This is a genomic window from Trinickia sp. (assembly GCF_051954495.1).
Lineage (GTDB): Bacteria > Pseudomonadota > Gammaproteobacteria > Burkholderiales > Burkholderiaceae > Trinickia.
The window spans coordinates 1-23,624 of the sequence record NZ_JBQCHR010000183.1 but is presented as its reverse complement, the minus strand read 5'-3'; the positions used below and the strand labels follow the sequence as shown (position 1 = coordinate 23,624).

The window sequence follows — 23,624 nt, the reverse complement described above, 5'->3', positions numbered from 1 at the left end:
GCTGTCAGTCAGGCTAGGCGGGCTTGGCGACCTTGAATTGCATCGACTTATATTCGAGATATTCTTCGAGGCCATAGACGCCGTTTTCGCGCCCGTATCCCGACTGCTTGAAGCCGCCGAACGGCGCTTCCATGTTCCACGTGCCGCCGTTGATATCGATTTGTCCCGTCCGGATTCGTCGTGCGACGCTCACTGCACGCTCGTCGCTGCCGGCCCAGACGGCGCCGCCTAGACCGTAGAGCGAATCGTTGGCGATGCGAATCGCCTCGTCCTCATCCTTGTAGGTCAGTATCGACAATACCGGCCCGAAGATTTCCTCTTGCGCGATCGTGGCCTTCGGATGCACCCGGCCGAAGACCGTCGGTTTGACGAAAAAGCCCTTAGACAACCCATCGGGCATATCCGCCCCGCCCGTCACGAGTTCCGCGCCTTCCGCCGCGCCGCGGACGATGTACTCGCGCACGCGCTCGAGCTGCACGGCTGAAGCGAGCGGCCCGAGGCGCGTGGTTTCGTTGCGGGGATCGCCGACCGTGAAAGCTTCGGCGGCCGCCTTGGCAAGCTCGCGCACCTCTTCGTATCGCGACTCGGGGACGATGAGCCGCGTGTGCGCCGAGCACGTCTGCCCCGAATTCAGGTAGCACGCCGAAACGGTGCTTTTCACGGCAACGGGAAAGTCGGCGTCATCGAGTACGACCGACGCCGATTTGCCGCCGAGTTCCAACGCCACGCGCTTGACACTCGCCGCCGCGAGTTCGGCCACGCGCTTGCCGGCGCGTGTCGAACCCGTGAACGAGACCATATCGACGAACGGATGGCTGGCGATGATCTCGCCCACGACGGGCCCGTAGCCGCTCACGAGATTGAATACACCGGCCGGCAGCCCGGCTTCATGTATGGCCTCGGCAAGCATGAACGCATTGAGCGGCGCGACTTCGGAAGGCTTGAGCACCACGGTGCAGCCGGCCGCGAGCGCGGCGGCCACCTTCAGCGTGATTTGATTGAGCGGGTAGTTCCACGGCGTGATCGCGGCGACGACGCCGACGGGCTCGCGAACGACGCGCGAATTGCCGACATGCGCCTCGAATTCGAATTCGCGTGCGAGCTTGGCATAGGCGTTCCAGTTGTACACGGGACCGCCTACCTGAATCGCGCGTGCGAGTTTGAGCGGCATGCCCACTTCGCCGCAAATCGATGCAGCGATTTCATCCGTGCGCGCCTTTAGGTTCGCGGCGATCTTTTGCAGATAGTCGGCGCGCTCGCCGGGCGGCGTCGCGGCCCAGTTTTCGAACGCGAGCCTGGCGGCCTCGACGGCGGCTTCGGCATCGGCTGCGGAGCCTTCCGGAATCCGGCCCATGACCTCTTCCGTTCCGGAATCGACGACGTCGATCATGGCGGCGCCCGACGGTTTGAGCCACTTGCCGCCGATGTAAAGGTGATCGTAGATTTTCATGCGAGTGCTCGGCTTTCGGTTTCGACTCGCCTATTTTACTCAGCCGGCACTCGCCAATCGCGCGGGCTGCGCGCGGAAGCTGTTACTGCACGCCCTGGCTCGTGAGGAATTCCTCGTAATTCCCGCCGAAGTCGTACAGCGTGCCGTCCGTGCGCACCTCGATGATGCGATTGGCCAAGCCGCTCACGAATTCGCGATCGTGCGAGACGAAAATCAGCGTGCCGTCGTACTTCTCGAGGGCGATCTGGAGCGACTCGATCGACTCCATGTCCATGTGGTTGGTCGGCTCGTCCATCAGCAGAACGTTGTGCCGCCCGAGCATGAGCTTGCCCCAGATCATGCGCCCCTTTTCGCCGCCCGAGAGAACCTTGACGGACTTCTTGATGTCGTCGGCGTTGAACAGCAGCCGGCCCAGCGTACCGCGCACCATTTGATCGTCATCGCCTTCCTTGCGGTATGCGTCGATCCAGTCGGTCAGCGTCACGTCGTTCGGGAATTCTTCGTACGTGTCCTGCGGCATGTAGCCGACATTCGCGTTCTCGGCCCATTTGATCGAGCCGCCGTCGAGCGCCAAATTGCCGTATAGCGCGCGCAACAGCGTGGTCTTGCCCGCCCCGTTCTCACCGATGATCGCAATGCGCTCGCCCGGCTGCACGCTCAAATCGAAGTTCTCGAAGATCGTGCGCTCGTAGCGCTTCGTGATCCGCTCGGCCACCACGGCGATGTTGTGCAGCTTCTTCTCGTACTCGAAGCGGATGAACGGATTCTGGCGCGACGAGGGCTTGAATTCCTCGATCTTGATCTTGTCGATTTGCTTCAAACGGCTCGTTGCCTGACGGGCTTTCGACTTGTTCGCCGAGAAGCGCCGCACGAAGTCCTGCAAGTCGGCAACGCGCTCCTTCGCCTTCGCATTGGCCGCGGCCTGCCGCTCGCGCGCCTGCGTCGACGCGAGCATGTAGTCGTCGTAGTTGCCCGGATAGATCTTCAGCGTGCCGAAGTCCATGTCCGCCATATGCGTGCAGACCTGGTTCAGAAAGTGCCGATCGTGGGAGATGATGATCATCGTCGAGTTGTACTCGTTCAGCACATCTTCCAGCCAGCGGATCGAATTGATGTCGAGGTTGTTCGTCGGCTCGTCGAGCAAGAGCACGTCCGGGTTCGAAAACAGCGCCTGCGCGAGCAGTACGCGCAGCTTCCAGCCCGGCGCGACGTTGCTCATAGGGCCGTTGTGATCCTCGATGGCGATGCCGATGCCGAGCAGCAGCTCACCCGCGCGCGCCTCGGCCGTGTAGCCGCCGTACTCCGCGAACGTCGCTTCGAGCTCGGCGGCGTGCATGTAGTCGTCGTCGGTGGCTTCCGGGTTCGCGTAAATCGCATCGCGCTCGGTCATCGCGGCCCACATCTCGGTGTGGCCCATCATGACGACGTCGAGCACGCGCATGTCTTCGTAGGCGAATTGATCCTGACGCAGCTTGCCCAGGCGAACGTTGGGCTCGAGCATGACCGTGCCGGAGCTTTGTTCCAAGTCGCCGCCTAGAATCTTCATGAACGTCGACTTGCCGCAGCCGTTCGCGCCGATGAGACCGTAACGGTTACCTTCGCCGAACTTGACCGAGATGTTCTCGAACAAGGGCTTCGGCCCGAATTGCATGGTGATATTGGCGGTAGACAGCACGGCGCGTCCCTTCGAATGGTGATCGGCGAAAAACTCGACATTTTACCAAGCTTTCGCCGACCCCACAGCGCGGGGCTATCGGCGCGTCGCCGGTACAATGCATGCACCACGCCGCCGCGACCGCGGCGCCGGTCAGTGTGCCGGGTGTGCGCCCGGCGGCGGCGCGTGCGGCGCCTGACGCATTTGCTCGATCAGCGAGGCGCATGGCGTCGGCTGCGAGCGGCTTGGAGCGATGAGCGGAATGAGCGCCGCGAACGGATTGATGAGCCCGAGCCCCACCGCCGCGCCGGCTCGCAAGGCGATGGCGGTCTTGCTCACGCCCACGTCGGGATGTTTGAACGTGCCCTTGACATACAGCGGCGAGCGAAGCGTGAAAATACGAAAGCCTTTCGTATGAGGGTGGATCGTCAAGTCCATCGACTCGTCGCGCAAATCGATCTTGCCCTCCATGCCGATGACGGCGTCGGTCGTATCGAGCGCGAACGTCCGCGTATCGAGCACGCCGTTGGTCGCGGCGAAGTCGGCCGCCATGCAATTGATGTCGATGTCGCGGGTACCGAATAGCTTTTCGTAGACGACGTTGGCCACGTTCAATCCGGCCGCCTCCATGATCAAAAGGCTGACCTTGCCTTGGGTGACGAGCGCCTTGGCCTCTCCGTCGAGCGTCGAGGCGAGCGCCGCGGGCGAATTGCCCGTCGCCGAAAGCTGCGCGTCGCCGTTCACCTCGCCCAGCGCCGATTGCATCGGCTTTTGCGTGGAAAACAATTGCTTGAGTTTCAGATGCCGCGCCGACAACTGCATCCGCGCGCGCAGCGGCTCCTTGGAACCGTCGAGATCGAAGTCCGATGCGAGCGTCCCGCCAGCCACCCCGAAACGCAGCGGATGGAACGAAAGCACGCCGTCTTTCATCACGACATGAGTATCGATGTCGGTGATGGGCAGCGAAGGGCTCTTGACGATGCGTTTGCCGGTGAACGTCACATCGGCATCGATCGCTTTCCAGCGGTCGGTGTGGAACGGCTCGACGGGCAGCGCACGGTCCGCCGGCTGTTTGACCGCCTCGCCTCGGCGCGCCTTGTTGGCGTTCGAATCTGCGCCGATGATCGGCGCGAGATCGGAAAATTGAAGCAGATTCGACGAGACGTGGCCCGTCAGCAAAGGCCTCGGCTGACGAGCCTGGTAGGTGATCGTCCCTGCGATGTCGCTGCCGCCTACTCGACCGGTAAAGCCGCTGTAGGTAAACGCGCTCGCCCCGGTTTGAAAATGGCCGGTGAGGCGCCCGTCGGTCGCGTAGGGCGGCGTTTGCGGCAGCGTCACGCCGAGGATCGAGTAAAGATGCGACAGGCTTTCCCCCTGTAGCCAGAGCCGCAAGTCGAGCGCCGAGAGATGGACAGGGTCGGTCAGCGTACCGACGAGCGCAAGCCGCGTATCGCCGATCTTCATGTCGGCCTGGAGAGGAAACGGCCGGCTCGCATCGCGCAGCGCCAGCACGCTGCCGAGCTTGCCCTCGCCCGACACGTCGGTCTTGCGGTAGGCGCCCTTGGCCTTCCACGCCAGCGAGTAGATCAGCGATGCGCCGCTCGTCGGCGCGGTGCTCGACGCAGCGGACGCCGACGATGAGGACGATGCCGCTTCGACTTGCGAGGCCAGCTGGCGCGCGCCGCGGCTGCCGATCGCTTTTTGGGCGGCGCCGTGCGAAGCCGACTCCTGCTGCTTCATGACTTCGCCGATCGGCAAAGGCTTGCCGAGCGTATCGAGCTCGACCTGCAGCGAGATCTGCTTGAGTTCGTCCGACAGCGCGACGTGTCCTTTCGCGAAACCGAGATCGGCAAGACGCAGCGTCCAGCGCGACGGCGCTGTCGATTTCGGTAGATCGAACGTCCAGTTCTCGCGGCCGTCCTTGAGCCGCTCGAGGTCCACGCTGGGATCGACGAGATCGATCGAGGGAATCGAAATGACGCGATCCAACAGCGGCAGGACTTCCACGTCGAAGCTGATCCGGTCGAGCTTGGCGAACGTCTGCGACGCCGCCCACGCCGGGTTGCCGATCGTCACGTCGTATGCGGAAAACCGCGGCCAGGGAACCCACGCGCGCCAGCCGTGTTGGCCCGCGCTATGCTGCCAGCCCACACGCAAATCGCCGTTGATGGCGAACGGCCGGCCGATGGCCTGCGAAACCTTGTCGTCTACCCAAGGCCTCGCGCGGTTCCAATCGAAGGTCGCGACGAACACCGCGATCGCCGCGCAGAGCACTAGGACGACCACGACGATCCAGGCGAGCGTTTTGCCGACGGTACGAGCAACGTTGGAAGGATGCGCCATGCGATTCGGTTTGGATGTCGTTTCGTCGAAAGGTTTGGGCGCCGCGCGGCGCCAAGCCGAGCGGCGGGTTCCATCGCGGTCCATTTTTTGGCTTATCTGCTGGCGGAGCGAGCAATTGCCATGCCGCGCACCGTGCGATGATCGCCTATCATGGCGAAGCCCGTGTTCGGTGCGCTCGGATCTTGCTGACGGGCTTCGTCTGTCACGCGACGCCTATCTTGCCTATCGAATACCGCCTAGTCGACACCCCACCCTACTCTCGCCCCATGACCGCCTCTGCCTTGATCGAAGCGCGCGCCATCGTCCGCCGCGATGCGCGCACAGCCGCGCAACTGCTGCGACCGACCGATTTCTCGCTCGCCGCGGGCGAGCGCGTCGTCGTCACAGGCCCGTCAGGTTCCGGCAAGAGCGTTTTTCTGCGCGCGCTGGCGCTGCTCGATCCGCTCGACGGCGGACAACTGTTCTGGCATGGACGCGGCGTCGAACGTAGCACCATCCCGCGCTATCGGCGCTCTGTCGCCTACGTCCGACAAAGACCCTCGCTCGTCGACGGCACCGTCGAGGACAACTTGCGCTACCCCTACACGCTCGGCGTCTACCGACATGCACACTTCGATCGCGACCGCGCGCTTTCCCTTATCCGGGCGACCGGCCGCGGCGACGATTTTCTCGATAAGCGAGCAAGCGATCTCTCGGGCGGCGAAGCGCAGGTGACAGCGCTCGTGCGCGTGCTGCAACTCGAACCCGAAGCCTTGCTGCTGGACGAACCCACGGCCTCGCTCGATCCCGATTCCGCGCGTGCGATCGAGAAGCTCGTTTGCGCCTGGTATGAAACCGATCGCACGGCTCGCGCGTGCATCTGGGTGTCTCACGACCCGGAGCAGGCCGAGCGCGTCGCACAGCGCCGACTGGTCATGCGCGCGGGGGCCCTCGCCGCCTCGGGGGAGGTCGACGCATGAACGCGGCTTTGCGCGATCTCGGGCTCGGCGACGTCGCGGTCGCGACTTCACTGATTGTCGTCAACGGCGCGATCTCCGTCGCGCTTTCGCTAGGGTTGGGACGGCAGCTCGCGCTGGCGGCCGTGCGCACCGTGGTACAGCTGCTCGCCGTCGGCTATGTGCTGGGCTGGGTCTTCTCGGTCGACCGTTGGTATCTCGTCCTGTCGCTGATGATGCTGATGACGATCATCGCTGGGTTCGCCGGCGCGGCGCGCGGCGCTCATACCTATGCGGGGCAGCGCTTGGACAGTCTCGTGTCGATCTGGGCGAGCGCATGGCTCGTTGCGGCGGTAGGGCTCTTCGCCGTCATGCGTGTGCACCCGTGGTACGAGCCGCAGTATGCGATCCCGATCCTGGGCATGGTTCTGGGCAATACGCTAACGGGCGTCTCGCTGGCGATCGAACGCATGACCGAGGCGCTGACGGCACGGCGCGACCGCGTCGAGATGGCGCTCGCGCTCGGCGCGACGCGCTGGGAAGCGGCTCGCGGTCCCGCGCGTGAAGCGGCGCGCGCCGGCATGATCCCGACGCTCAATCAAATGGCCGTCGTCGGCGTCGTCAGTCTGCCGGGCATGATGACCGGCCAAGTGCTCGCGGGCCAATCGCCGCTGCAGGCCGTGCGCTATCAAATCGTCATCATGTTCCTCATCGCCGCGGCATCGGCCCTCGGCACGGTCGGCGCCGTGCTGCTGACCTACCGCCGCTTATTCAGCGCGGACCATGTCTTCGTCGCAGCGCGGCTCGTCGATCGAGCCGCTCGCCGCTAGCGGTCTTGGCCCGTCCCGCTCGGCGCTCGATGGCCCGAACGCTCGGCCGCTCGCTCTATCGCTGAGCGGACACCGTCACTTGCGATCCATCGCTGAGCGTGACGGTTTTCGCGCTGCCGTTCGTCGGCATCGTGAAACGCACGATTTGACTCAGGGTCGCGACGCCCGGGCACTGAAGCGTCTTGCCGCCCACCTTGACGCTCGTCTTGCCATGCGGCGCGCTTGCTTGGACGCTGAGCTGCACGTTGGCCGTACCGTCTTCGGCTACCGTCGGGGCCACGCGAATACGCATTTGCCGCTGCACGGCGCCGTTGGCGTCGAGCGAGAGCGATCCATAATTCGGACAGCGCTCCGCGGCGGTCACGGCGCCCCCGGGCGGCGCGGACTTCCACGTGTAGTCGTCGGTCTGGCCCGAGCGGATCATGCGCGCTTCCTGAGCGTTGCCGTACGTCTTCGAGACGACTTTGACGGTGTACTTGATCGGCCCGTCGGCGGGCGTCTTCGATGTCACGGTGATCGGCGGCGCCGCTTGCGCCGGCACGGCGAAACCGCCGGCCGCGAATGCGGCGACGCAAACCAAAACGGCTACAGGTTTCAGACGAACCCTCATGCTCACCTCCTGGCTGGGCGAGCGCTCCGCTTCGCGTGGTGCTTCGCTTAGTGCTGCGCTTGGCGGCGCGCGGCCGAATGGTCAACGACGCCATGTCAGTCTAATCCGAACTCGCGCGAAAGGCTGCGTTTGCCGGTCGGGGGTTGCCCCGCTTGCGCATGGCCTCGTTATCGGGTTGTGCCCCGGCATACGCCGCGATGGCATGACTTCGGCCCCCGCCGGTTCATCGGCAAGCATCGTGCCGCTGCGCCGACGGCGGCAGCGCGCCCACATCGAGCGGCTACAATAGCCGGATTTTCCGACCGCCGCGCCGGCGGCATTCCTTAGCGCAACGCCCATGAATCTCGTCGTACAAAGCTCCGAGCCAATCGCGGCTGCCCATGTCAAACCGCTCGTCGCCCTCGCCCGCGGCGGTCAAACGCATTGCGTCGATGAACGCGTTCTACGGATTGCCGACGCCGATCCGGCGCAACGCCCGGACATCGAAGCGTATTGCGCAACGCACGCGCTCGACTATGCCTACATGCCGCCGGGCCAAGCGTTGCGCGACTTCGGGCTTGTCGCGATGGACATGGACTCGACCTTGATCACGATCGAATGCATCGACGAGATCGCCGATTTCTGCGGACTGAAGGCCGAGGTGTCGGCCATCACCGAGGCGTCGATGCGCGGGGAACTGAAGAATTTCAACGAAAGCTTGACTGCCCGCGTCGCGCTGCTCAAGGGTCTCGATGCCAGTGCGTTGGAGCATGTCTTCAACGAGCGGCTGCGACTGTCCCCCGGCGCCGAAACGATGCTCGCGGCGGCCAAGGCGGCCGGCTTGCGCACGCTGCTCGTTTCGGGAGGCTTCACGTTCTTCACGGAGCGGCTCAAAGCACAGCTTGGGCTCGATTTCACGCGTGCCAATACGCTCGAAATCGTCGACGGCAAGCTGACGGGCAAAGTGACCGGTGAGATCGTGAATGCGAGCGTCAAGGCGCGGACCGTACGCGAAACGTGCGAGAAGCTGGGCATTCCCACATCGCGAGCCATTGCGCTCGGCGACGGTTCCAATGACCTGGAGATGATGGCCGAGGTTGGCCTGTCGGTTGCGTTTCGCGCCAAGCCCGTCGTTCGAGCGGCGGCGAACGTGGCGTTCAATCACGTCGGCCTCGACGGCCTGCTGCGACTGTTCTGAGGGCACAGCCGGCGCCGACGCCGGCTGTGCCTGGATAGCTGAGGCGAGTGCGTCCCCTCGGACATCCTCGCCGTCCAGCGCTCAGCGCAGCGTCGCCTCCATGGCTTGCTCGACGTCGGCGCGCAAGTCCGCTTCGTCCTCCAGCCCCACGTAGAACCTCACGAGGGTGCCGCGGTGCGGCCACTGCGACGCGGAGCGCATGGACGCCACGTCGTACGGCATCGCCAAGCTATGGGCGCCGCCCCAGCTCCAGCCGATCGCGAACAAGTCGAGCGCCTCGACGAACGCATCGATTTGCGTGGCGCTGTAGCGCTCGTCGAAAATCACCGAAAACAGCCCGCCCGCGCCCGAGAAGTCGCGCACGAATTGCGCGTGCCCCGGGCAGTCCGGCAGCGCCGGATGCAGCACGGCCGCGATCTCCGGGCGCGCCTTGAGCCAATGCGCCAGCGCGAGCGCGCTGCGATCGTGCGCATCGAAACGCGCTTTCATGCTTGGCAGGCTGCGCAGGACGAGCGAGCAATCGTCGACCGAAACGCCGATCCCCATACGCATGCGCGCGCGCTTGAGTTCGCAATGCAGCTCATCGTCGGCGGTAATCGTCGCCCCCATCAGGATGTCGCTGCCGCCCGATTGGTACTTGGTCAGGGCTTGCACGGAGATGTCGACGCCATGTTCGAGCGGCCGAAACGCGAGGCCTGCCGAATAGGTGTTGTCGATTGCGGTGACGACCTTGCGTGCGCGCGCCGCCGCGGCGATCGCCGGTACGTCCGGAACTTCCATCGTCACCGAGCCCGGCGCTTCGATCCAAATCAGCCGCGTATTCGGGCGAATTAGATCGGCGATGCCGGCGCCGATCATGGGATCGTAGTAGCGCACAGAGAGGCCGAAATCGTGCGCGAGCCAATTGCCGTGCTCGCGGTTCGGCGAATAGACGTTGTCGGGAATCAAGACGTCGTCGCCGGCTTTGACGATGCCGAAGTAAACGTTCGAAATGGCCGCCAGCCCGGACGGTTGCAGCAACGCGTGCTTGCCGCCCTCGATCTGCGCCAGGCGCTGCATGAGCGCGGCGGAGGTCGGCGTCGCGTGCAGACCGTAGCGCCATTGCGCGTCGTTGCGCCAATCGGCGCCGCGCACCGTGGCCAGATCGGGAAATACGACGGTAGACGCACGGGCGACGGGCGTCGAAAACGATTCGAAGCCGGGTGCAAGCTCGACTTCGGGATGGACGATACGTGTCTGGCGCGCGCGCGCGGATGCGGAATCGGTCATGGTCACGGTGTCGATGAAAGCGTTGCCAAGGGATGGAGATTGAAAGGCTGCGGATCGGAATCGTCGACGTTCATGCGATCGCCGGCCAGCGAGCCGTCGGCGCCAAAGCGCCCGACCCAGTTGCCCGTGATCGTCGTGCCGTCGTTCGACTCTTCGATTTCGAGCACGTCGCCTTCGCGGTCGCCGGCTACGAGCACGACTTCGCCGGTGTCGGCGAACTGATATTCGCCGTGTACGCCCGTCGGATCGTCGGTCTTGTTGCCAAGACGCAAGATGATGCGGCGCGTGCCAAGCGTGCCGCGATAGCTCGGGAAATGAGCGAATTCGGGATTCGGGACGAGTGGCGCCGGTGTGCGCGGGACGGCCGCATCGGCCGCGGCAGCCGATTGCTGCGCCATGCTATCGGCGGCATCCGAGGCTTGCGTCGCCACGGACGCAGCGGCATCGGACGCATGCTGTCCGACCCAACTCGCCGCGGCGGCACGCTGCTGCGCAACCTTGAGCGCGGCGTCGTCGGCTTGGCGCGCGATGGCATCGGCCGGTTGCGTCGCTTGCTGAGCCCGAGCCGGGTGTGCCGCGAACACAGCCAACACGACGACCGCCGACAAAGCCCTCCACTTTTCCATGCCCGCGGCACCTTCCATCATGTGCTGGATGATTCTACGCAATCGCACCCGTGGTATTCCTTTAGCTCGAGGTGGTTTGACATGGCTGCCTACAACGATATCGAATCGAATCGTTCGCGTGTCGACCTAGGGGCGGCGCGCTGAATCCGCTTCAGACTTCGCCCCACAGATCGTGTCCGTCCGCACCCGTAATCCGGACAGAGACGAAATCGCCGGCCTTATAGCGCTTGGACGCTTTCGTCGCGGGCGCGATGTAGACGACGCCGTCGATCTCAGGCGCATCGGACGCGGTACGACCGATGCCGCCATCGGCGTTGACCTCGTCAATCAATACTTTGAGGGTCTTGCCGACCTTACGTTTCATCCGCCGTGCGGAGACTTCTTCCGCCACTTCCATGAAACGAGCCCTGCGCGCTTCGCGCACTTCGTCGGGCAGCGCCCCGTCGAGTTCGTTCGCGCTCGCCCCTTCCACCGGAGAGTAGGCGAAGCAGCCGACGCGATCGAGTTCCGCCGCGCGGATGAATTCGAGCAGCGTTTCGAATTGGGCTTCGGTCTCGCCCGGAAAACCGGCGATGAACGTGCTGCGAATCGTCAGGTCGGGGCACATACGGCGCCACGCCGCGACGCGTTCAAGCGTGCGCTCGGCGTTGGCCGGACGCTTCATGCGCTTGAGCACTTCCGGGTCGGCATGCTGGAACGGCACATCGAGATAAGGCAGCACATGCCCCTTGAGCGGGCCTTCGGCCATCATCGGAATGATTTCGTCGACGTGAGGGTACGGATACACGTAGTGCAGCCGCACCCACGCGCCGTATTGGGCGGCCAACTCGCCGAGCGCGCCGACGAGTTCCGTCATGCGCGTCTTGAGCGGCCGGCCGTTCCAAAAGCCCGTGCGATATTTCACGTCGACGCCATAGGCGCTCGTGTCCTGCGAGATCACCAGCAGTTCCTTCACGCCCGACTTGAACAGATTCTCGGCTTCGAGCATGACCTCGGCGACGGGGCGCGACACGAGATCGCCGCGCATCGACGGAATGATGCAGAACGTGCAGCGGTGATTGCAGCCTTCCGAAATCTTGAGGTACGCGTAGTGCCGCGGGGTGAGCTTGATCCCCGCTGCCGGCACGAGATCGACGAACGGATCGTGCGGCTTCGGCAAATGACTGTGCACGGCCTGCATGACCTCGCCTACCGCGTGCGGGCCCGTGACGGCGAGCACCTTCGGATGCACCTCTTCGATGAGCCCCGAGCCGCTGGCGCTCTTCTTCGCGCCCAGGCAACCCGTGACGATCACCTTTCCGTTTTCCGTGAGCGCTTCGCCGATGGCGTCGAGACTTTCCTGTACGGCCTCGTCGATGAAGCCGCAGGTATTGACGACCACGAGGTCGGCGCCGTCATAAGTGCCCGAAATCTCGTAGCCCTCGGCGCGCAGCTGCGTGATGATCTGCTCGGAATCGACGAGCGCCTTGGGGCAGCCAAGCGACACGAAGCCGACCTTGGGTGCGATTTGCGTGGGCGCGACAGGCGTCGACGCGGCGGAGGTGGGGGTGTGCGACATGAGGTGATCCAGCAAATAACAACGACTACGGGCAAGCGAATCTTACGTGCCAGGCGTGACGCCTTGGCCGCCCGAGGGAACCGCGTATTGTACCGCGCCCATGCCCTGACCTGCCGGCCGCGTGATGCGCGCCCCGCTTAGCGCACGCTAGGAATCGAGGAAGACGCGCGCGGCATATCGCATGGCGTCCATTTCCGCCGGCGAAGCGCGCTCGCCATCGTGGCGAATCCGCGCATGGCGGACCAATAGGCGAAGCGTGAATACGCTAGCGGACGGAGGGAGTCAGCGGGGAAGCTCCCTGCCGATGGCCTGACCCGCGCATGGTATGCGGGCAAGCGTCGCGCGCCGGTCCGCGCGCCTTCGCCTGCCTGCTGTCGTCACTTCTTTTCGGGTTCCGTGCCGGCGCCCGGCTTATTGAACGTGAACGAACTGAACATCGTCTTAGCCTGGTTCTGCATCTGCTCTTGCATTTGCACGAACATGTTCTTCGACTGTTCGATGTAGCTCGTCATCATGCCCTGCATCATCGGCGCCTGCATGTTCATGAACTGCGACCAGACTTCCGGATTCAGCGCATTGCCCTCATAGAGATTCTTCGACTGCTCGGCGAGCTTGTTTTGAATCTCGATGAAAGCCTGGATGTTCTTTTCGAGGTACGTCCCCATCATTCCCTGCATCGCATGTCCGTAGAAACGGATGATCTGCGACAGCATCGACGACGAGAACATCGGCACGCCACCGCTTTCCTCTTCGAGAATGATCTGCAGCAAAATGCTGCGCGTCAAATCCTCGTTGGTCTTCGCGTCGATGACCTTGAACTCCTCCTGGTCGAGCACGAGCTGCTTCACGTCGCTCAGCGTGATGTACGTGCTCGTCTCCGTGTCATAGAGCCGGCGGTTCGGGTACTTTTTGATGAACCGCTCGGCTGTTTTCTTTGTAGTCGACATGTAATGCCTTTTATGAATGCAACGCAGCGCAATGACGGCGCCCTCGAGCCCGCCGCGTCTTCCGCGGCGGACCGGACCCCCGAAACCCATACACTTTAACGCGTTTTGCGCCGGCGACAACGCGCGCCGCAGCCGACGCAAAACGCATCAGCCCATGTGCAAACCGCCGTTCAGCGAAAAATCGGCGCCCGTGGCGAAACCCGACTCATCGGAAGCGAGCCATGCAACGATCGATGCAATTTCATCGGGGGTGCCGAGACGACGCACCGGAATCGTCGCGATGATCTTCTCGAGCACGTCCGAGCGGATCGACTTCACCATGTCCGTGCCGATATAACCCGGCGACACCGTGTTGACGGTCACACCCTTGGTCGCGACTTCCTGCGCCAGCGCCATCGTGAAGCCGTGGATGCCGGCTTTGGCCGTCGAGTAGTTCGTCTGGCCGAACTGCCCCTTCTGACCATTCACGGACGAGATATTGATGACGCGCCCGAAGCCGCGTTCCACCATGCCGTCGATGACTTGCTTCGTGACGTTGAACAAGCTCGTCAGGTTCGTGTCGATGACGGCCGTCCAATCCTCGTGCGTCATCTTGCGGAACACGACGTCGCGCGTGATGCCGGCGTTGTTGACGAGCACGTCGACTTCGCCGACTTCCGCCTTCACTTTGTCGAACGCGGCTTTCGTCGATTCCCAATCGCCGACGTTGCCCTCCGACGCGACGAAATCATAGCCGAGCGCCTTTTGCTGCTCGAGCCACGTGACGCGGCGAGGCGAGTTCGGCCCGCAGCCCGCGACCACTTTGAAGCCTTGCTTGTGCAGGCGCTGACAGATGCCGGTGCCGATGCCGCCCATCCCGCCCGTTACGTACGCAATACGCTGACTCATGAATCACGCTCCATTCCTGTGTATTTCGGGGACGCCTACCGGCGTCCCTCGTCTTTACCGCCTTGCAATGCCCTCGCCGGCGGCTCTTGCGCGCCGCTTAGACGCGCTCGACCGCCAATGCCACACCCATCCCGCCGCCGATGCAAAGGGATGCCAGGCCGCGCTTCGCGTCGCGCTTTTGCATTTCATGCAGCAGCGTCACGAGGATCCGGCAACCCGACGCGCCGATCGGATGGCCGATCGCGATCGCGCCGCCATTCACGTTGATCTTCGACGTGTCCCAGCCCATTTGCTTGTGAACGGCGAGGGCCTGCGCAGCGAATGCCTCATTGATTTCCATGAGGTCGAGATCGCCCACCGACCAGCCGGCGCGCTCCAGGCAGCGGCGCGATGCCGGCACGGGGCCCATGCCCATCACCTTCGGATCGACGCCGGCGTTCGCGTACGCCTTGATGCGCGCAAGCGGCGTCAAACCGAGCGCTTCGGCCTTCTTGGCCGACATCACGAGCACGGCTGCGGCGCCGTCGTTCAGGCCCGACGCATTGGCCGCCGTGACCGTGCCTTCCTTCGAGAAGGCCGGCTTCAGGCCGGCGAGCGATTCGGCTGTCACGCCGTGGCGCACGAACTCGTCGGTGACGAAACGCACCGGTTCGCCCTTGCGCTGCGGGATGTCGATCGGGACGATCTCGTCGTTGAAGCGCCCCGACTTTTGCGCGGCTTCGGCCTTGTTCTGCGACAGCGCGGCAAACTGGTCCTGCTCCTCGCGCGTGATGCCGTACTCCTTGGCCACGTTTTCCGCGGTGACGCCCATGTGGTACTGGTTGTAGACGTCCCAAAGGCCGTCGACGATCATCGTGTCGACCAGTTTGGTGTCGCCCATGCGAAAGCCGTCGCGCGAGCCCGGCAGCACGTGCGGCGCCGCGCTCATGTTTTCTTGGCCACCGGCCACGACGATATCGGCATCGCCCGAAATCACCGCGTTCGCCGCGAGCATGACGGCTTTCAGGCCCGATCCGCAGACTTTATTGATCGTCATGCCCGGCACGGCGCTCGGCAGCCCCGCCTTGATCAACGCCTGACGCGCGGGGTTTTGGCCCGAGCCGGCCGTCAGCACTTGCCCCATGATGACTTCGCTCACTTGTTCGGGCTTGACGCCCGCGCGCTCCAGCACCGCGCGCACGACGGCCGCGCCCAGATCCGGCGCGGCTACCTTCGCGAGCGTGCCGCCGAACTTGCCGACCGCGGTGCGAGCAGCCGATACGATCACTACGTCAGTCATTTGTGACTCCTTGCGGACGAGGCGGCCGCTTCGGCCGCGCATCGTAGTTAAAAACCTTAGAGCGTCTCCGTCGATCGATCGACCGGTCAATCGCGCTCTTGCACATAACGCCCCGGCGCGGGCTCGATGACCGGATACTCGGCCGATCCGAGCGTCTCGCGAATCTTTACCTTCTTGCCCCCGTACTGGTCGAGCCAGGCCATCCATTCCGGCCACCAGCTGCCCGGCTTCTCCCGCGCGCCTTCGAACCAATCGTCCGGATTCTCCGGCAACGCCTTCTCATTGCCCTCATGCGACCAATAACTGCGCTTGCCCTTCGCCGGCGGGTTGATCACGCCCGCGATATGCCCCGATGCGCCGAGCACGAAACGCTTTGGCCCAGTCAGCAAAGGCGCCGACGCGTACGCCGTGCGCCACGGCACGATGTGGTCGTCGCGCGAGCCGTAGATGAACGTCGGCACGTCGATACGCGACAAGTCGAGCGACTCGCCGCAGACCGTGAGCGCACCCGGCTCGCGCAGCCGGTTTTCCAGATAGGTGTTGCGCAAATACCAGACGTACATCGGGCCGGGCAAGTTCGTCGAATCGCTGTTCCAATAGAGCAAATCGAACGGCGCTGGCGTGCGGCCTTTGAGATAGTTGTCGACCACATAGTTCCATACGAGGTCGTTGGGCCGCAAAAACGAGAAGGCGTTCGCGAACTCGACGCCGCGCATGAGCCCCGGCGCCGTGCCGGATGCGCCGCCGATCGTTTGTTCGCGCATGCGCACATGCGCTTCGTCGACGAACACGTCGAGCACGCCCGTATCGCAGAAATCGAGCATCGCGGTAAGCAGCGTCATCGAGGCCGCCGGGTGCTCGCCGCGCGCGGCAAGCACGGCGAGCGCCGTCGCGATCATGGTGCCGCCGATGCAAAAACCGAACGTATTGATTTGCTCGCGCCCGCTCACGCTCTTGACGACGTCGATCGCCGTGAGCACGCCTTCGTTCACGTAGTCGTCCCAAGACTTGCTCGCGAGCGAGGCGTCCACGTTGCGCCAGGAAATCATGAAGACTTGGTGGCCGCACTCCAGCGCGTGCGCGACGAGCGAACTCTCGGGCTGCAGATCGAGGATGTAGAACTTGTTGATGCAAGGCGGAACCATCAACAGCGGCCGCTCGAACACGCTCGGCGTGCGCGGCTTGTATTGGATGAGCTGCATGAGCTCGTTTTCGAAGATGACCGCGCCTTCCGTCGCGCCGATGTTTTTCCCGACGACGAAACGCGACTCGTCGCTCTGCGAGATCTTGCCTCGACGCATATCGGCCAAGAAGTTCATCACGCCCTGGCGCAGGCTCTCGCCGTGGCTCTCGAGCAGCGCCTTCTGCGCCTCGGGATTGAGCGCCAGAAAGTTGCTGGGCGAAGCGGCGGCCGTCCATTGGGCAACCGTGAAGCGAATCCGTTCGCGCGTTTTCGCATCGGTGTCGAGCGCGTCCGCCAATGCCTGCAGATACCGCGCATTGAGCAGATACCACGCCGCCATGAAGGCGAACGCCGGCGTCGCTTTCCAGGCGTCGGCGCTAAAGCGCCTATCGGGCAGCTCCGGCACGCCCTTCTCGCCCCCGCTCGCCTGCTGCTGCATGAGTGAGAGGCAATCGCGCGAGTAGTCGGCCTGCAGTTCCCGCAGACGCTCGGGGGGAATGGAGGCGATCGGCAGCCTCATGCCCGCGAATGCTTGCTGGGCGTCGGCCATCGAAGGAATCGGCGGCATCGCGGGCATCGGAGGCATCGTCATGCCCGGCATGCCCCCGGGCGGCATCGTGAACGGAAAAGGAAACGGCGCGGCGCCCGCCTGGCCGTTCATCGCCTGCGCGGCCATGCCGCCGAACGGACCGGCCTGGGCCGCCGACGGCCACTTGCTCGGATCGGCGAGAGCACGCCAGGCGCCGGTCCAAGCCTCGAACATGCGCTGCATATCCGCGTTGCCGCCTTCGGCTTGCTGCTCGCGGTTCGAGGAAGTTTCGGATTGGGAAGAAGTCGATCGACGTTTTGATGCAGTCATACCCGCTTTGGCCGTGAGTCTAGGAAGACTGATTGAGAGGCGGGCATCGAGCGCGCTCGGGCGAACCCTTGCGACACTCGCTGCGCTCACCCTTGCGAGCGGTCATTCTTGCCCCCGCCAGGAGGTGTGTCAATGCTTTGGACCGATTTTGCCGCAGCGCGATAGGTTTTTTATTATCGTTTTCCCGATGTCGATCGAAAACGCGCAAGCCACGTCCCGTCGGCATGTGCGCTAGGCCGCACAACGCGCCGCGCGCGGGGGCGACCTCAAAAAAAGCCACTCGATCTTGTGCGCCGCGGGGCGCGGCCGATCTTGGGCGTCAGCGATTCAACCAGATCAGCGCCGCCATGCGCCCCGTCACCCCATCGCGCCGGTACGAAAAGAACCGCTCCCGATCCGTGGCGGTGCAGAAATCGCCGCCTGTCACACGCGTGACGCCATGCCGGGCCAGACGCACGCGCGCGAGCGCGTAGAGATCCGCCCAATGCTTGCCCGGCGCACGCTCGCGTGCAACGAAAGCGCGAGCCGTCGCGATGCGTTCGTCCGGCTCGGCAGCGGCCAAGAATGCGGCGCGCACGTCCTCTCCGACCTCGAACGCCTTAGGGCCGATCGCCGGCCCCAGGTAGGCGTGCAACGTCTCGGTCGGCCGCCCGGCGAGGGCTGCGACGCGCAGCGCGGTCTTTTCGACAATGCCCGAAACGAGGCCGCGCCAACCTGCATGCGCCGCACCCACCGCGCGGCCCTCGTCATCGCAAAGCAAGACCGGGAGACAATCGGCCACCATGACGAGGCAGGCGACGCCCGGCGTGCTCGTCACGCTGGCGTCGGCGCGCACGGGCGGCCCGTCTTCCTGCACTTCGTCGGCGCGGACAACCGCATCGCCGTGGACCTGCTCGAGCCACGCGGCCCGCACGCCAGCTGCCGCCAGCAGACGCGAGCGATTCTCGGCGACGTCGGCCGGATCGTCACCCGTGTGAAACCCGAGATTCAGCCCGCCGGCCGCCTCGCGCCCTTGCGCCCAGCGACCGTACGGCGGCAGGCTGACGCCGCCCGCGCGCGTCGTGACGAGCGCACCGACGCGCGGCGAAACGCGCCAATCTGGGTTTAGACAATCGGCTTGCGTCAAGGCGGGTTCGCTCATTGGACCTTTGCCTCACTCGAGATCTGCATCGTCGCCGGTCTCGTCGTCGTAGCCGGATTCATTGCCATCGAAATCATCATACGAAATATCTTCATCGAATTCCTCGCCTTCAAAGGCGGCCGCTTCCTGCCCGAAGCCGAGCGCGTGCACGAGTTCCTCCATGTCGGCCGGCAGATCGGCGCGCCAACGGATCGATCTGCCGGTGCTCGGATGCACGAGCCCGAGCTGCCACGCATGCAGCGCTTGCCGCGCGAAGCCGCCGGGCAACGGCACGCTCGAACGGCGTCCGCGCGCGCTGCCATAAACAGGGTCGCCAAGCAACGGATGCCCCGCGTGCGCGCAGTGAACGCGGATTTGATGCGTGCGCCCCGTTTCGAGATCGCAATGGATCGCGCTCACGGTCTGCCGCTGCCAGGTGGTTTGATCGACGAGACGGAAACGCGTGCGCGCGCTCTTGCCCGTCGAGCCGGCGACGACTGCCATGCGTGTGCGTTCGCGCGGGTCGCGCCCGATCGGGGCGTCGATGATGCCTTCATCGGGCATGGCTCCCCATACAAGCGCGACATACCGGCGCTTGACGGTGCGCGCCTGCAACTGACGCACGAGGTCGGTCTGCGCTTCGAGCGTGCGCGCGACGACCATGAGCCCCGACGTTTCCTTGTCCAGCCGATGGACGATTCCCGCCCGCGGCAAACCGGCGGCATCCGGATAGCGATGCAGCAGCCCATTGAGGATCGTGCCGCTCCAATTGCCCGCGGCGGGGTGGACCACGAGACCGGCGGGCTTGTCGATGACGAGCAGCGTCTCGTCTTCATACACGACCTCGAGCGGCACCGGCTCGGGGGTAAACGCAAGCTGTTCGGGCAACAAATCCGGCGTAAGCTCGATGCGCGCGCCAAGCGGCACGGCCTGCCGAACCTTGGCGGGCGCGCCGTTGAGCAGCACACGCCCCGCTTCCGTCCAGCTTTGCAGACGGCTGCGCGAAAACTCGGGAAACACTTTCGCGAGTACTTTGTCGAGCCGATCGCCGGCCAGCTCGGCGGGTACGGCCACCACGCGCGGTGCGTCGCCGTGGGCCTGCGTCGGCGCGCTTTCAGGCGCGAACGCGCGGTCGCCCGCCGCCTCGCTTTTATGCGCGTCGGCGCGGCTGGCGCTTCGGCTATAATCGTCGCTTCTATCGATAGGGCCGAGCATGTTGCCGGACGAACGTGTGCGGGTCATTGAAACTGGGTCACTGAGTGAGACTGATTGCTAGGATGCATGGAGAAATGCGGCGAGCCTTCAACACCTTGATGCGCACGGCTTCGTGCGCGGCGAGCCGCGCTGCTAAGCGTGCGGTTCAATCCGCTTCGGCTGGCCTTGCCCTCGCCGCGGCCGCGGTGCTCGTGGCGGGCTGCCACGGCCTGCCGCAAAAAACCGACGAGACGGCCGCTTGGCCGAACAACAAATTATACTCGGAGGCTCAAGACGCCTTGACCGGCGGCGACTGGGGCAAATGCGCGAAATATTTCGAAGCGCTCGAGGGCCGCGATCCGTTCGGTCACTTCTCCCAGCAAGCCGAAATCAACGTCGCCTATTGCAACTGGAAGGACAGCGAAACGGCAGCGGCCGATCAAGCCATCGACCGCTTCATTCAGCTGCATCCGGATCATCCCGACATCGCCTACGCGTACTACCTGAAGGGGATGATTCACTTCAACGACGATCTGGGTCTGTTCGGCCGCTTCTCCGGCCAGGACATGAGCGAGCGCGATCCGAAGTCGCTGCGCGAGTCGTACGATGCGTTCAAGGTCGTCGTCGACAAGTACCCCAACAGCAAGTACGCGCCCGACGCCGCCGCGCGCATGCGCTACATCGTCAACGCACTGGCCTCGTATGAAGTGCATGCGGCCGATTACTACTATCGCCGCGGCGCCTATGTCGCCGCCATCAATCGTGCGCAGCTGGCCATCAAGGAGTACAAGAACGCGCCGGCGATCGAAGATGCGCTTCACATCATGATGTTGTCGTACACAAAGCTCAACGAGCAGAAGCTGGCCGACGATACGCGCCGTGTGCTCGCCGGGACGTTCCCCGACAGCCCTTACATCACGGGTCATGCGCGCCCCGGCACGCAAAAGTCGTGGTGGCAGTTCTAAGCACGACCCACGTCAGGCGTTCGACGATCCACGCATGACGCCCCAAAGAAAAACCCGGCAGCGCCGGGTTTTTCTTTTTTGGGGCGCCCTGCCCGCCGGCGCGCGGCTCCCGCTACAAGCCGTCCGCGTCGCTCGTCGTCTTTCCCGCGAAAAATTCACGGACCACGTCGATCTCGCGCGTGCGCTTGAACGGCGGCAGGCTCTGCCAGATTCGACGCCCGTACGGTTTGTCGACAAGACGTGTATCGCAGATCATCAGGACGCCACGATCCGTTTCCGCGCGAATCAAGCGGCCAGCCCCCTGCTTCAGGGTGATGACGGCTTGCGGCAGTTGATGGACGGCAAACGGGCTCAACCCCTTCTTCGTCAGCGCGTCGAGACGCGCGGATAGCACGGGATCGTCAGGCGGCGCAAACGGAAGCTTATCGATAACGACGAGCGAGAGTGCATCCCCACGGACGTCAACGCCCTCCCAGAAGCTTTGACTGCCGACGAGGATCGCATTGCCGTAGGCGCGAAAGCGATCGAGCAGTTCGGTTCGGCTTGCGTCGCCCTGCTGGAGCAACGGCCTCGCCCACCCGCGCGCCTCGATGACGTCGCGCAGCTTGCCCGCGATGCGGTCGACGGCGCGCAACGTCGTGCATAAGACGAACACGCCGCCGCCCGCAGCTTCGATCGCCGGTAGCGCGGCCTCGAACACGGCATCGGTGAACGCCGGCGAAGACGGCTGCGGTAAATTGCGCGGCACGTAAAGCAGAGCTTGCGTGCCGTAGTCGAACGGGCTCGGCAGTGTCATCGAGCGACGTGCGTCGAGACCCATTTGCGCCGCGTAATGGGTGAAATCGCCTCGCACCGACAGGGTCGCCGATGTGAAAATCCAGGCTCGCGGCACACCCGCGCGTTGCTTGGCGAAGATCGGAGCGACCGACAACGGCGTTTCGTGCAGCTGGACGGAGTGCGAAAATACTTCGACCCAGCGGATGCGCTCGTTGGAGTCCGATTGTGCCGATGGGGCGGCGCTAGACGCACCCGCGCTTGCGCTTGCGGACGCCGACGCGACCGATGAAGTAGTCGGCGCACTGTCATCGGGCAACGCAGTCCACCGTGCAAGTTGGTCCTGCAGCTCGCGCGCGCGCCGAAGACAAGCGCCCAGCGATTCCGCGCGCTCCGCTTGTCCCGCCAGTGCGGTCGCAAGCGCGCCGAGCGCTTCCTCGAGCGCGTCGAGCGCGCCGTAGAGCGCATGGTCGTCACCCAGCTGAGCGGCCGACACGCGCAGGCTGTCGTCCTTGAAAGCGAGCCTCACGTCGCGCGCCGCGCGCTCGAGCGTCGCCCCCACCTTGACCCATTCGACCGAATCGCGCGCATGCGCGAGTCCTTCGGCCACCGAGTCGCGTGCAAGCTCGAGCAGTTGGGTCGTCGATAACGTTTCGCCGAAAAAAAGCGTCGCCGTTTCCGGCAGTTGGTGCGCTTCATCGAAGACGATCGTATTGGCGGTGGGCAACAACTCGGCCATGCCCGTATCGCGCAGCATGATGTCGGCAAAAAACAGATGGTGATTGACGACGACGATATCGGCTTGCTGCGCCTCGCGCCGCGCCTGCATCACGAAGCATTCCTTGTAGTGCGGGCACTCCTGCCCTAGGCAGTTCTCGCGCGTCGAAGTCACCATGGACCAGACGGCGGCCGTCTCGGGCACGCTCGCTAGTTCGGCTTTATCGCCCGTGCGGGTGATCTTGGCGAAGCGCACGATGTCCTGCAGATACGCCGTGTCTTGCCGCGACGGCAAGCGGCCGTTGTCGGCCGTGCGCTGCAGGTAGTAGTGGCAGAGGTAGTTGGCGCGACCTTTGAGCATCGCGACCGACACGGGCACCGCTAGCGCGTCGCGCACGGTCGGGATGTCACGCTGGAACAGCTGATCCTGCAAATGCTTGGTGCCCGTCGAGACGATCACCTTCCCGCCCCAGAGCATCGCGGGGACAAGATAGGCATACGTCTTTCCCGTACCTGTGCCGGCCTCGACGATCAGCGTGTTTTCGCCCGCGGCGCCCTCGGCTTCTTGCGTCGTCTCGCCGGCCGAGCGCTCGACGGCGCCCTGAACATCGGCATCGGTGCGCAAGCGCCTCGCCGGACGGCGCGCCGCTTCGAACATCGCGGGCTCGGGCATTGCGCGCCCCGACGCTTCCATCGCGGCGGCTACCGCACACGCCATCTCGATTTGGGAAGCCCGAGGCCTGTAACCGTCGATCGCGCGCGCGAGCAGGCCGTCGTTCGCGAAAATGGTGTCGAGTTCGACCCGCCTACGCGGGGCGAGCGTCGCCGCGAGTGCATGTGGCGCGCTCGCTGGGCGTGTCGAGGACGCCCGCTGAACGGCGCCTTCCGGGGCCGCCTCGGGCAAGTTCGGCGCCGCGGTATGCGGCGCGCTGGAAGTGGCATCGAGCGGTGAATTCAAGGCAAGCGTTTCCCTACTGTGGGCACCGCGTGCGGCGCGAAACGCTTGCCCGTTCGCCGCCTACGCGTGCCTGTCCGGTTCGAGCTGCAATTGCAGCAATAAAATGTCGTCTTTGACCTTGAGCTTGCGCTTTTTCAAACGCCGCAGCTCGAGATCGGTAATATCCGAGGAGACCAGTTTGTCGATCATGCGATCGAGTTCGCTATGCTCCGACTGCAATTGCAAGATACGATCGCGGAGCGTGTCCGGTTGGATCGCCTGATAACCGCGCATGGTCGACTCCTCGCT

Annotated in this window: 18 protein-coding genes and 1 pseudogene; 4 read left to right on the top strand and 15 right to left on the bottom strand. The window is 64.4% G+C overall.

The window, feature by feature from the left end:
• Positions 1-13 precede the first annotated feature (13 nt).
• The 3 genes from ACTHNR_RS26005 to ACTHNR_RS25995 form a co-directional block, all read right to left on the bottom strand.
• The gene (locus tag ACTHNR_RS26005) at positions 14-1,450 is read right to left on the bottom strand and encodes an aldehyde dehydrogenase family protein (RefSeq protein ID WP_440551595.1); all 1,437 of its coding nucleotides are present in this window, start codon (positions 1,448-1,450) and stop codon (positions 14-16) included.
• A gap of 82 nt (positions 1,451-1,532) precedes the next feature.
• Positions 1,533-3,125: an ABC-F family ATPase gene (locus ACTHNR_RS26000; protein WP_440551594.1), complete on the bottom strand. Its 1,593-nt coding sequence runs from the start codon at positions 3,123-3,125 to the stop codon at positions 1,533-1,535.
• 132 nt (positions 3,126-3,257) lie between these two features.
• Complete coding sequence (locus ACTHNR_RS25995; protein WP_440551593.1) at positions 3,258-5,447, bottom strand: AsmA family protein; 2,190 nt, start codon at positions 5,445-5,447, stop codon at positions 3,258-3,260.
• A gap of 266 nt (positions 5,448-5,713) precedes the next feature.
• Between ACTHNR_RS25995 and ACTHNR_RS25990 the strand changes: the two genes are divergently transcribed.
• On the top strand, positions 5,714-6,406 hold the full coding sequence (locus ACTHNR_RS25990; RefSeq protein ID WP_440551590.1) for an ABC transporter ATP-binding protein: 693 nt from the start codon (positions 5,714-5,716) through the stop codon (positions 6,404-6,406).
• Positions 6,403-7,212, top strand: a complete 810-nt coding sequence (locus ACTHNR_RS25985) for an ABC transporter permease (RefSeq protein ID WP_440551587.1) — start codon at positions 6,403-6,405, stop codon at positions 7,210-7,212. Before ACTHNR_RS25990 ends, ACTHNR_RS25985 begins: the two co-directional genes overlap by 4 nt.
• Positions 7,213-7,267: 55 nt before the next feature.
• Here the strand turns inward: ACTHNR_RS25985 and ACTHNR_RS25980 are convergent, their stop codons facing one another.
• Complete coding sequence (locus ACTHNR_RS25980; protein ID WP_440551585.1) at positions 7,268-7,822, bottom strand: DUF6013 family protein; 555 nt, start codon at positions 7,820-7,822, stop codon at positions 7,268-7,270.
• A gap of 337 nt (positions 7,823-8,159) precedes the next feature.
• Here ACTHNR_RS25980 and serB point away from each other — a divergent pair, with 337 nt between their 5' ends.
• The gene (gene serB, locus ACTHNR_RS25975) at positions 8,160-8,999 is read left to right on the top strand and encodes a phosphoserine phosphatase SerB (protein WP_440551582.1); all 840 of its coding nucleotides are present in this window, start codon (positions 8,160-8,162) and stop codon (positions 8,997-8,999) included.
• Positions 9,000-9,080: 81 nt separating this feature from the next.
• Here serB and ACTHNR_RS25970 read toward each other — a convergent pair whose 3' ends face one another.
• The 9 genes and pseudogenes from ACTHNR_RS25970 to ACTHNR_RS25930 all read right to left on the bottom strand — a co-directional run bounded on the left by ACTHNR_RS25970 (position 9,081) and on the right by ACTHNR_RS25930 (position 19,970).
• Positions 9,081-10,268, bottom strand: coding sequence for a cystathionine beta-lyase (locus tag ACTHNR_RS25970; protein ID WP_440551580.1), 1,188 nt, complete (start codon positions 10,266-10,268; stop codon positions 9,081-9,083).
• 5 nt (positions 10,269-10,273) lie between these two features.
• A pseudogene (locus ACTHNR_RS25965) lies at positions 10,274-10,699 on the bottom strand (hypothetical protein); the annotation flags it as partial.
• Positions 10,700-11,045: 346 nt separating this feature from the next.
• Complete coding sequence (gene rimO / locus ACTHNR_RS25960; RefSeq protein ID WP_440551578.1) at positions 11,046-12,452, bottom strand: 30S ribosomal protein S12 methylthiotransferase RimO; 1,407 nt, start codon at positions 12,450-12,452, stop codon at positions 11,046-11,048.
• A 377-nt stretch (positions 12,453-12,829) separates the two neighbouring features.
• Positions 12,830-13,399 carry a polyhydroxyalkanoate synthesis repressor PhaR gene (gene phaR / locus ACTHNR_RS25955; protein WP_440551576.1) on the bottom strand — a complete coding sequence of 190 codons (570 nt, stop codon included), beginning with the start codon at positions 13,397-13,399 and terminating at the stop codon, positions 12,830-12,832.
• A gap of 147 nt (positions 13,400-13,546) precedes the next feature.
• A complete protein-coding gene (locus ACTHNR_RS25950; protein WP_440551574.1) occupies positions 13,547-14,287 on the bottom strand; it encodes a 3-ketoacyl-ACP reductase in 741 nt (246 codons plus the stop codon).
• 97 nt (positions 14,288-14,384) lie between these two features.
• The gene (locus tag ACTHNR_RS25945; RefSeq protein WP_440551571.1) at positions 14,385-15,566 is read right to left on the bottom strand and encodes an acetyl-CoA C-acetyltransferase; all 1,182 of its coding nucleotides are present in this window, start codon (positions 15,564-15,566) and stop codon (positions 14,385-14,387) included.
• Positions 15,567-15,652: 86 nt separating this feature from the next.
• Complete coding sequence (gene phaC / locus ACTHNR_RS25940) at positions 15,653-17,608, bottom strand: class I poly(R)-hydroxyalkanoic acid synthase (RefSeq protein ID WP_440551569.1); 1,956 nt, start codon at positions 17,606-17,608, stop codon at positions 15,653-15,655.
• Between the two features lie 319 nt (positions 17,609-17,927).
• The gene (pgeF, locus tag ACTHNR_RS25935; protein WP_440551567.1) at positions 17,928-18,749 is read right to left on the bottom strand and encodes a peptidoglycan editing factor PgeF; all 822 of its coding nucleotides are present in this window, start codon (positions 18,747-18,749) and stop codon (positions 17,928-17,930) included.
• A gap of 12 nt (positions 18,750-18,761) precedes the next feature.
• On the bottom strand, positions 18,762-19,970 hold the full coding sequence (locus ACTHNR_RS25930) for an RluA family pseudouridine synthase (RefSeq protein WP_440551565.1): 1,209 nt from the start codon (positions 19,968-19,970) through the stop codon (positions 18,762-18,764).
• 71 nt (positions 19,971-20,041) lie between these two features.
• Between ACTHNR_RS25930 and ACTHNR_RS25925 the strand changes: the two genes are divergently transcribed.
• Complete coding sequence (locus ACTHNR_RS25925; protein ID WP_440551666.1) at positions 20,042-20,887, top strand: outer membrane protein assembly factor BamD; 846 nt, start codon at positions 20,042-20,044, stop codon at positions 20,885-20,887.
• 112 nt (positions 20,888-20,999) lie between these two features.
• On the opposite strand, the gene ACTHNR_RS25920 is transcribed toward ACTHNR_RS25925, so the two are convergent.
• Both ACTHNR_RS25920 and ACTHNR_RS25915 read right to left on the bottom strand, forming a co-directional pair.
• A complete protein-coding gene (locus ACTHNR_RS25920; protein WP_440551563.1) occupies positions 21,000-23,336 on the bottom strand; it encodes an ATP-dependent DNA helicase in 2,337 nt (778 codons plus the stop codon).
• Positions 23,337-23,396: 60 nt separating this feature from the next.
• A complete protein-coding gene (locus ACTHNR_RS25915; protein ID WP_440551664.1) occupies positions 23,397-23,609 on the bottom strand; it encodes a DUF465 domain-containing protein in 213 nt (70 codons plus the stop codon).
• Between the last annotated feature and the right edge of the window lie 15 nt (positions 23,610-23,624).

Bases quoted from the DNA above. Each gene is read 5' to 3' on its own strand.
- ACTHNR_RS26005 (WP_440551595.1), bottom strand. From the start codon at position 1,450: ATGAAAATCTACGATCACCTTTACATCGGCGGCAAGTGGCTCAAACCG.
- ACTHNR_RS25995 (WP_440551593.1), bottom strand. From the start codon at position 5,447: ATGGCGCATCCTTCCAACGTTGCTCGTACCGTCGGCAAAACGCTCGCC.
- ACTHNR_RS25990 (WP_440551590.1), top strand. From the start codon at position 5,714: ATGACCGCCTCTGCCTTGATCGAAGCGCGCGCCATCGTCCGCCGCGAT.
- ACTHNR_RS25985 (WP_440551587.1), top strand. From the start codon at position 6,403: ATGAACGCGGCTTTGCGCGATCTCGGGCTCGGCGACGTCGCGGTCGCG.
- ACTHNR_RS25980 (WP_440551585.1), bottom strand. From the start codon at position 7,822: ATGAGGGTTCGTCTGAAACCTGTAGCCGTTTTGGTTTGCGTCGCCGCA.
- serB (WP_440551582.1), top strand. From the start codon at position 8,160: ATGAATCTCGTCGTACAAAGCTCCGAGCCAATCGCGGCTGCCCATGTC.
- ACTHNR_RS25970 (WP_440551580.1), bottom strand. From the start codon at position 10,268: ATGACCGATTCCGCATCCGCGCGCGCGCGCCAGACACGTATCGTCCAT.
- rimO (WP_440551578.1), bottom strand. From the start codon at position 12,452: ATGTCGCACACCCCCACCTCCGCCGCGTCGACGCCTGTCGCGCCCACG.
- phaR (WP_440551576.1), bottom strand. From the start codon at position 13,399: ATGTCGACTACAAAGAAAACAGCCGAGCGGTTCATCAAAAAGTACCCG.
- ACTHNR_RS25950 (WP_440551574.1), bottom strand. From the start codon at position 14,287: ATGAGTCAGCGTATTGCGTACGTAACGGGCGGGATGGGCGGCATCGGC.
- ACTHNR_RS25945 (WP_440551571.1), bottom strand. From the start codon at position 15,566: ATGACTGACGTAGTGATCGTATCGGCTGCTCGCACCGCGGTCGGCAAG.
- phaC (WP_440551569.1), bottom strand. From the start codon at position 17,608: ATGACTGCATCAAAACGTCGATCGACTTCTTCCCAATCCGAAACTTCC.
- pgeF (WP_440551567.1), bottom strand. From the start codon at position 18,749: ATGAGCGAACCCGCCTTGACGCAAGCCGATTGTCTAAACCCAGATTGG.
- ACTHNR_RS25930 (WP_440551565.1), bottom strand. From the start codon at position 19,970: ATGACCCGCACACGTTCGTCCGGCAACATGCTCGGCCCTATCGATAGA.
- ACTHNR_RS25925 (WP_440551666.1), top strand. From the start codon at position 20,042: ATGCGCACGGCTTCGTGCGCGGCGAGCCGCGCTGCTAAGCGTGCGGTT.
- ACTHNR_RS25915 (WP_440551664.1), bottom strand. From the start codon at position 23,609: ATGCGCGGTTATCAGGCGATCCAACCGGACACGCTCCGCGATCGTATC.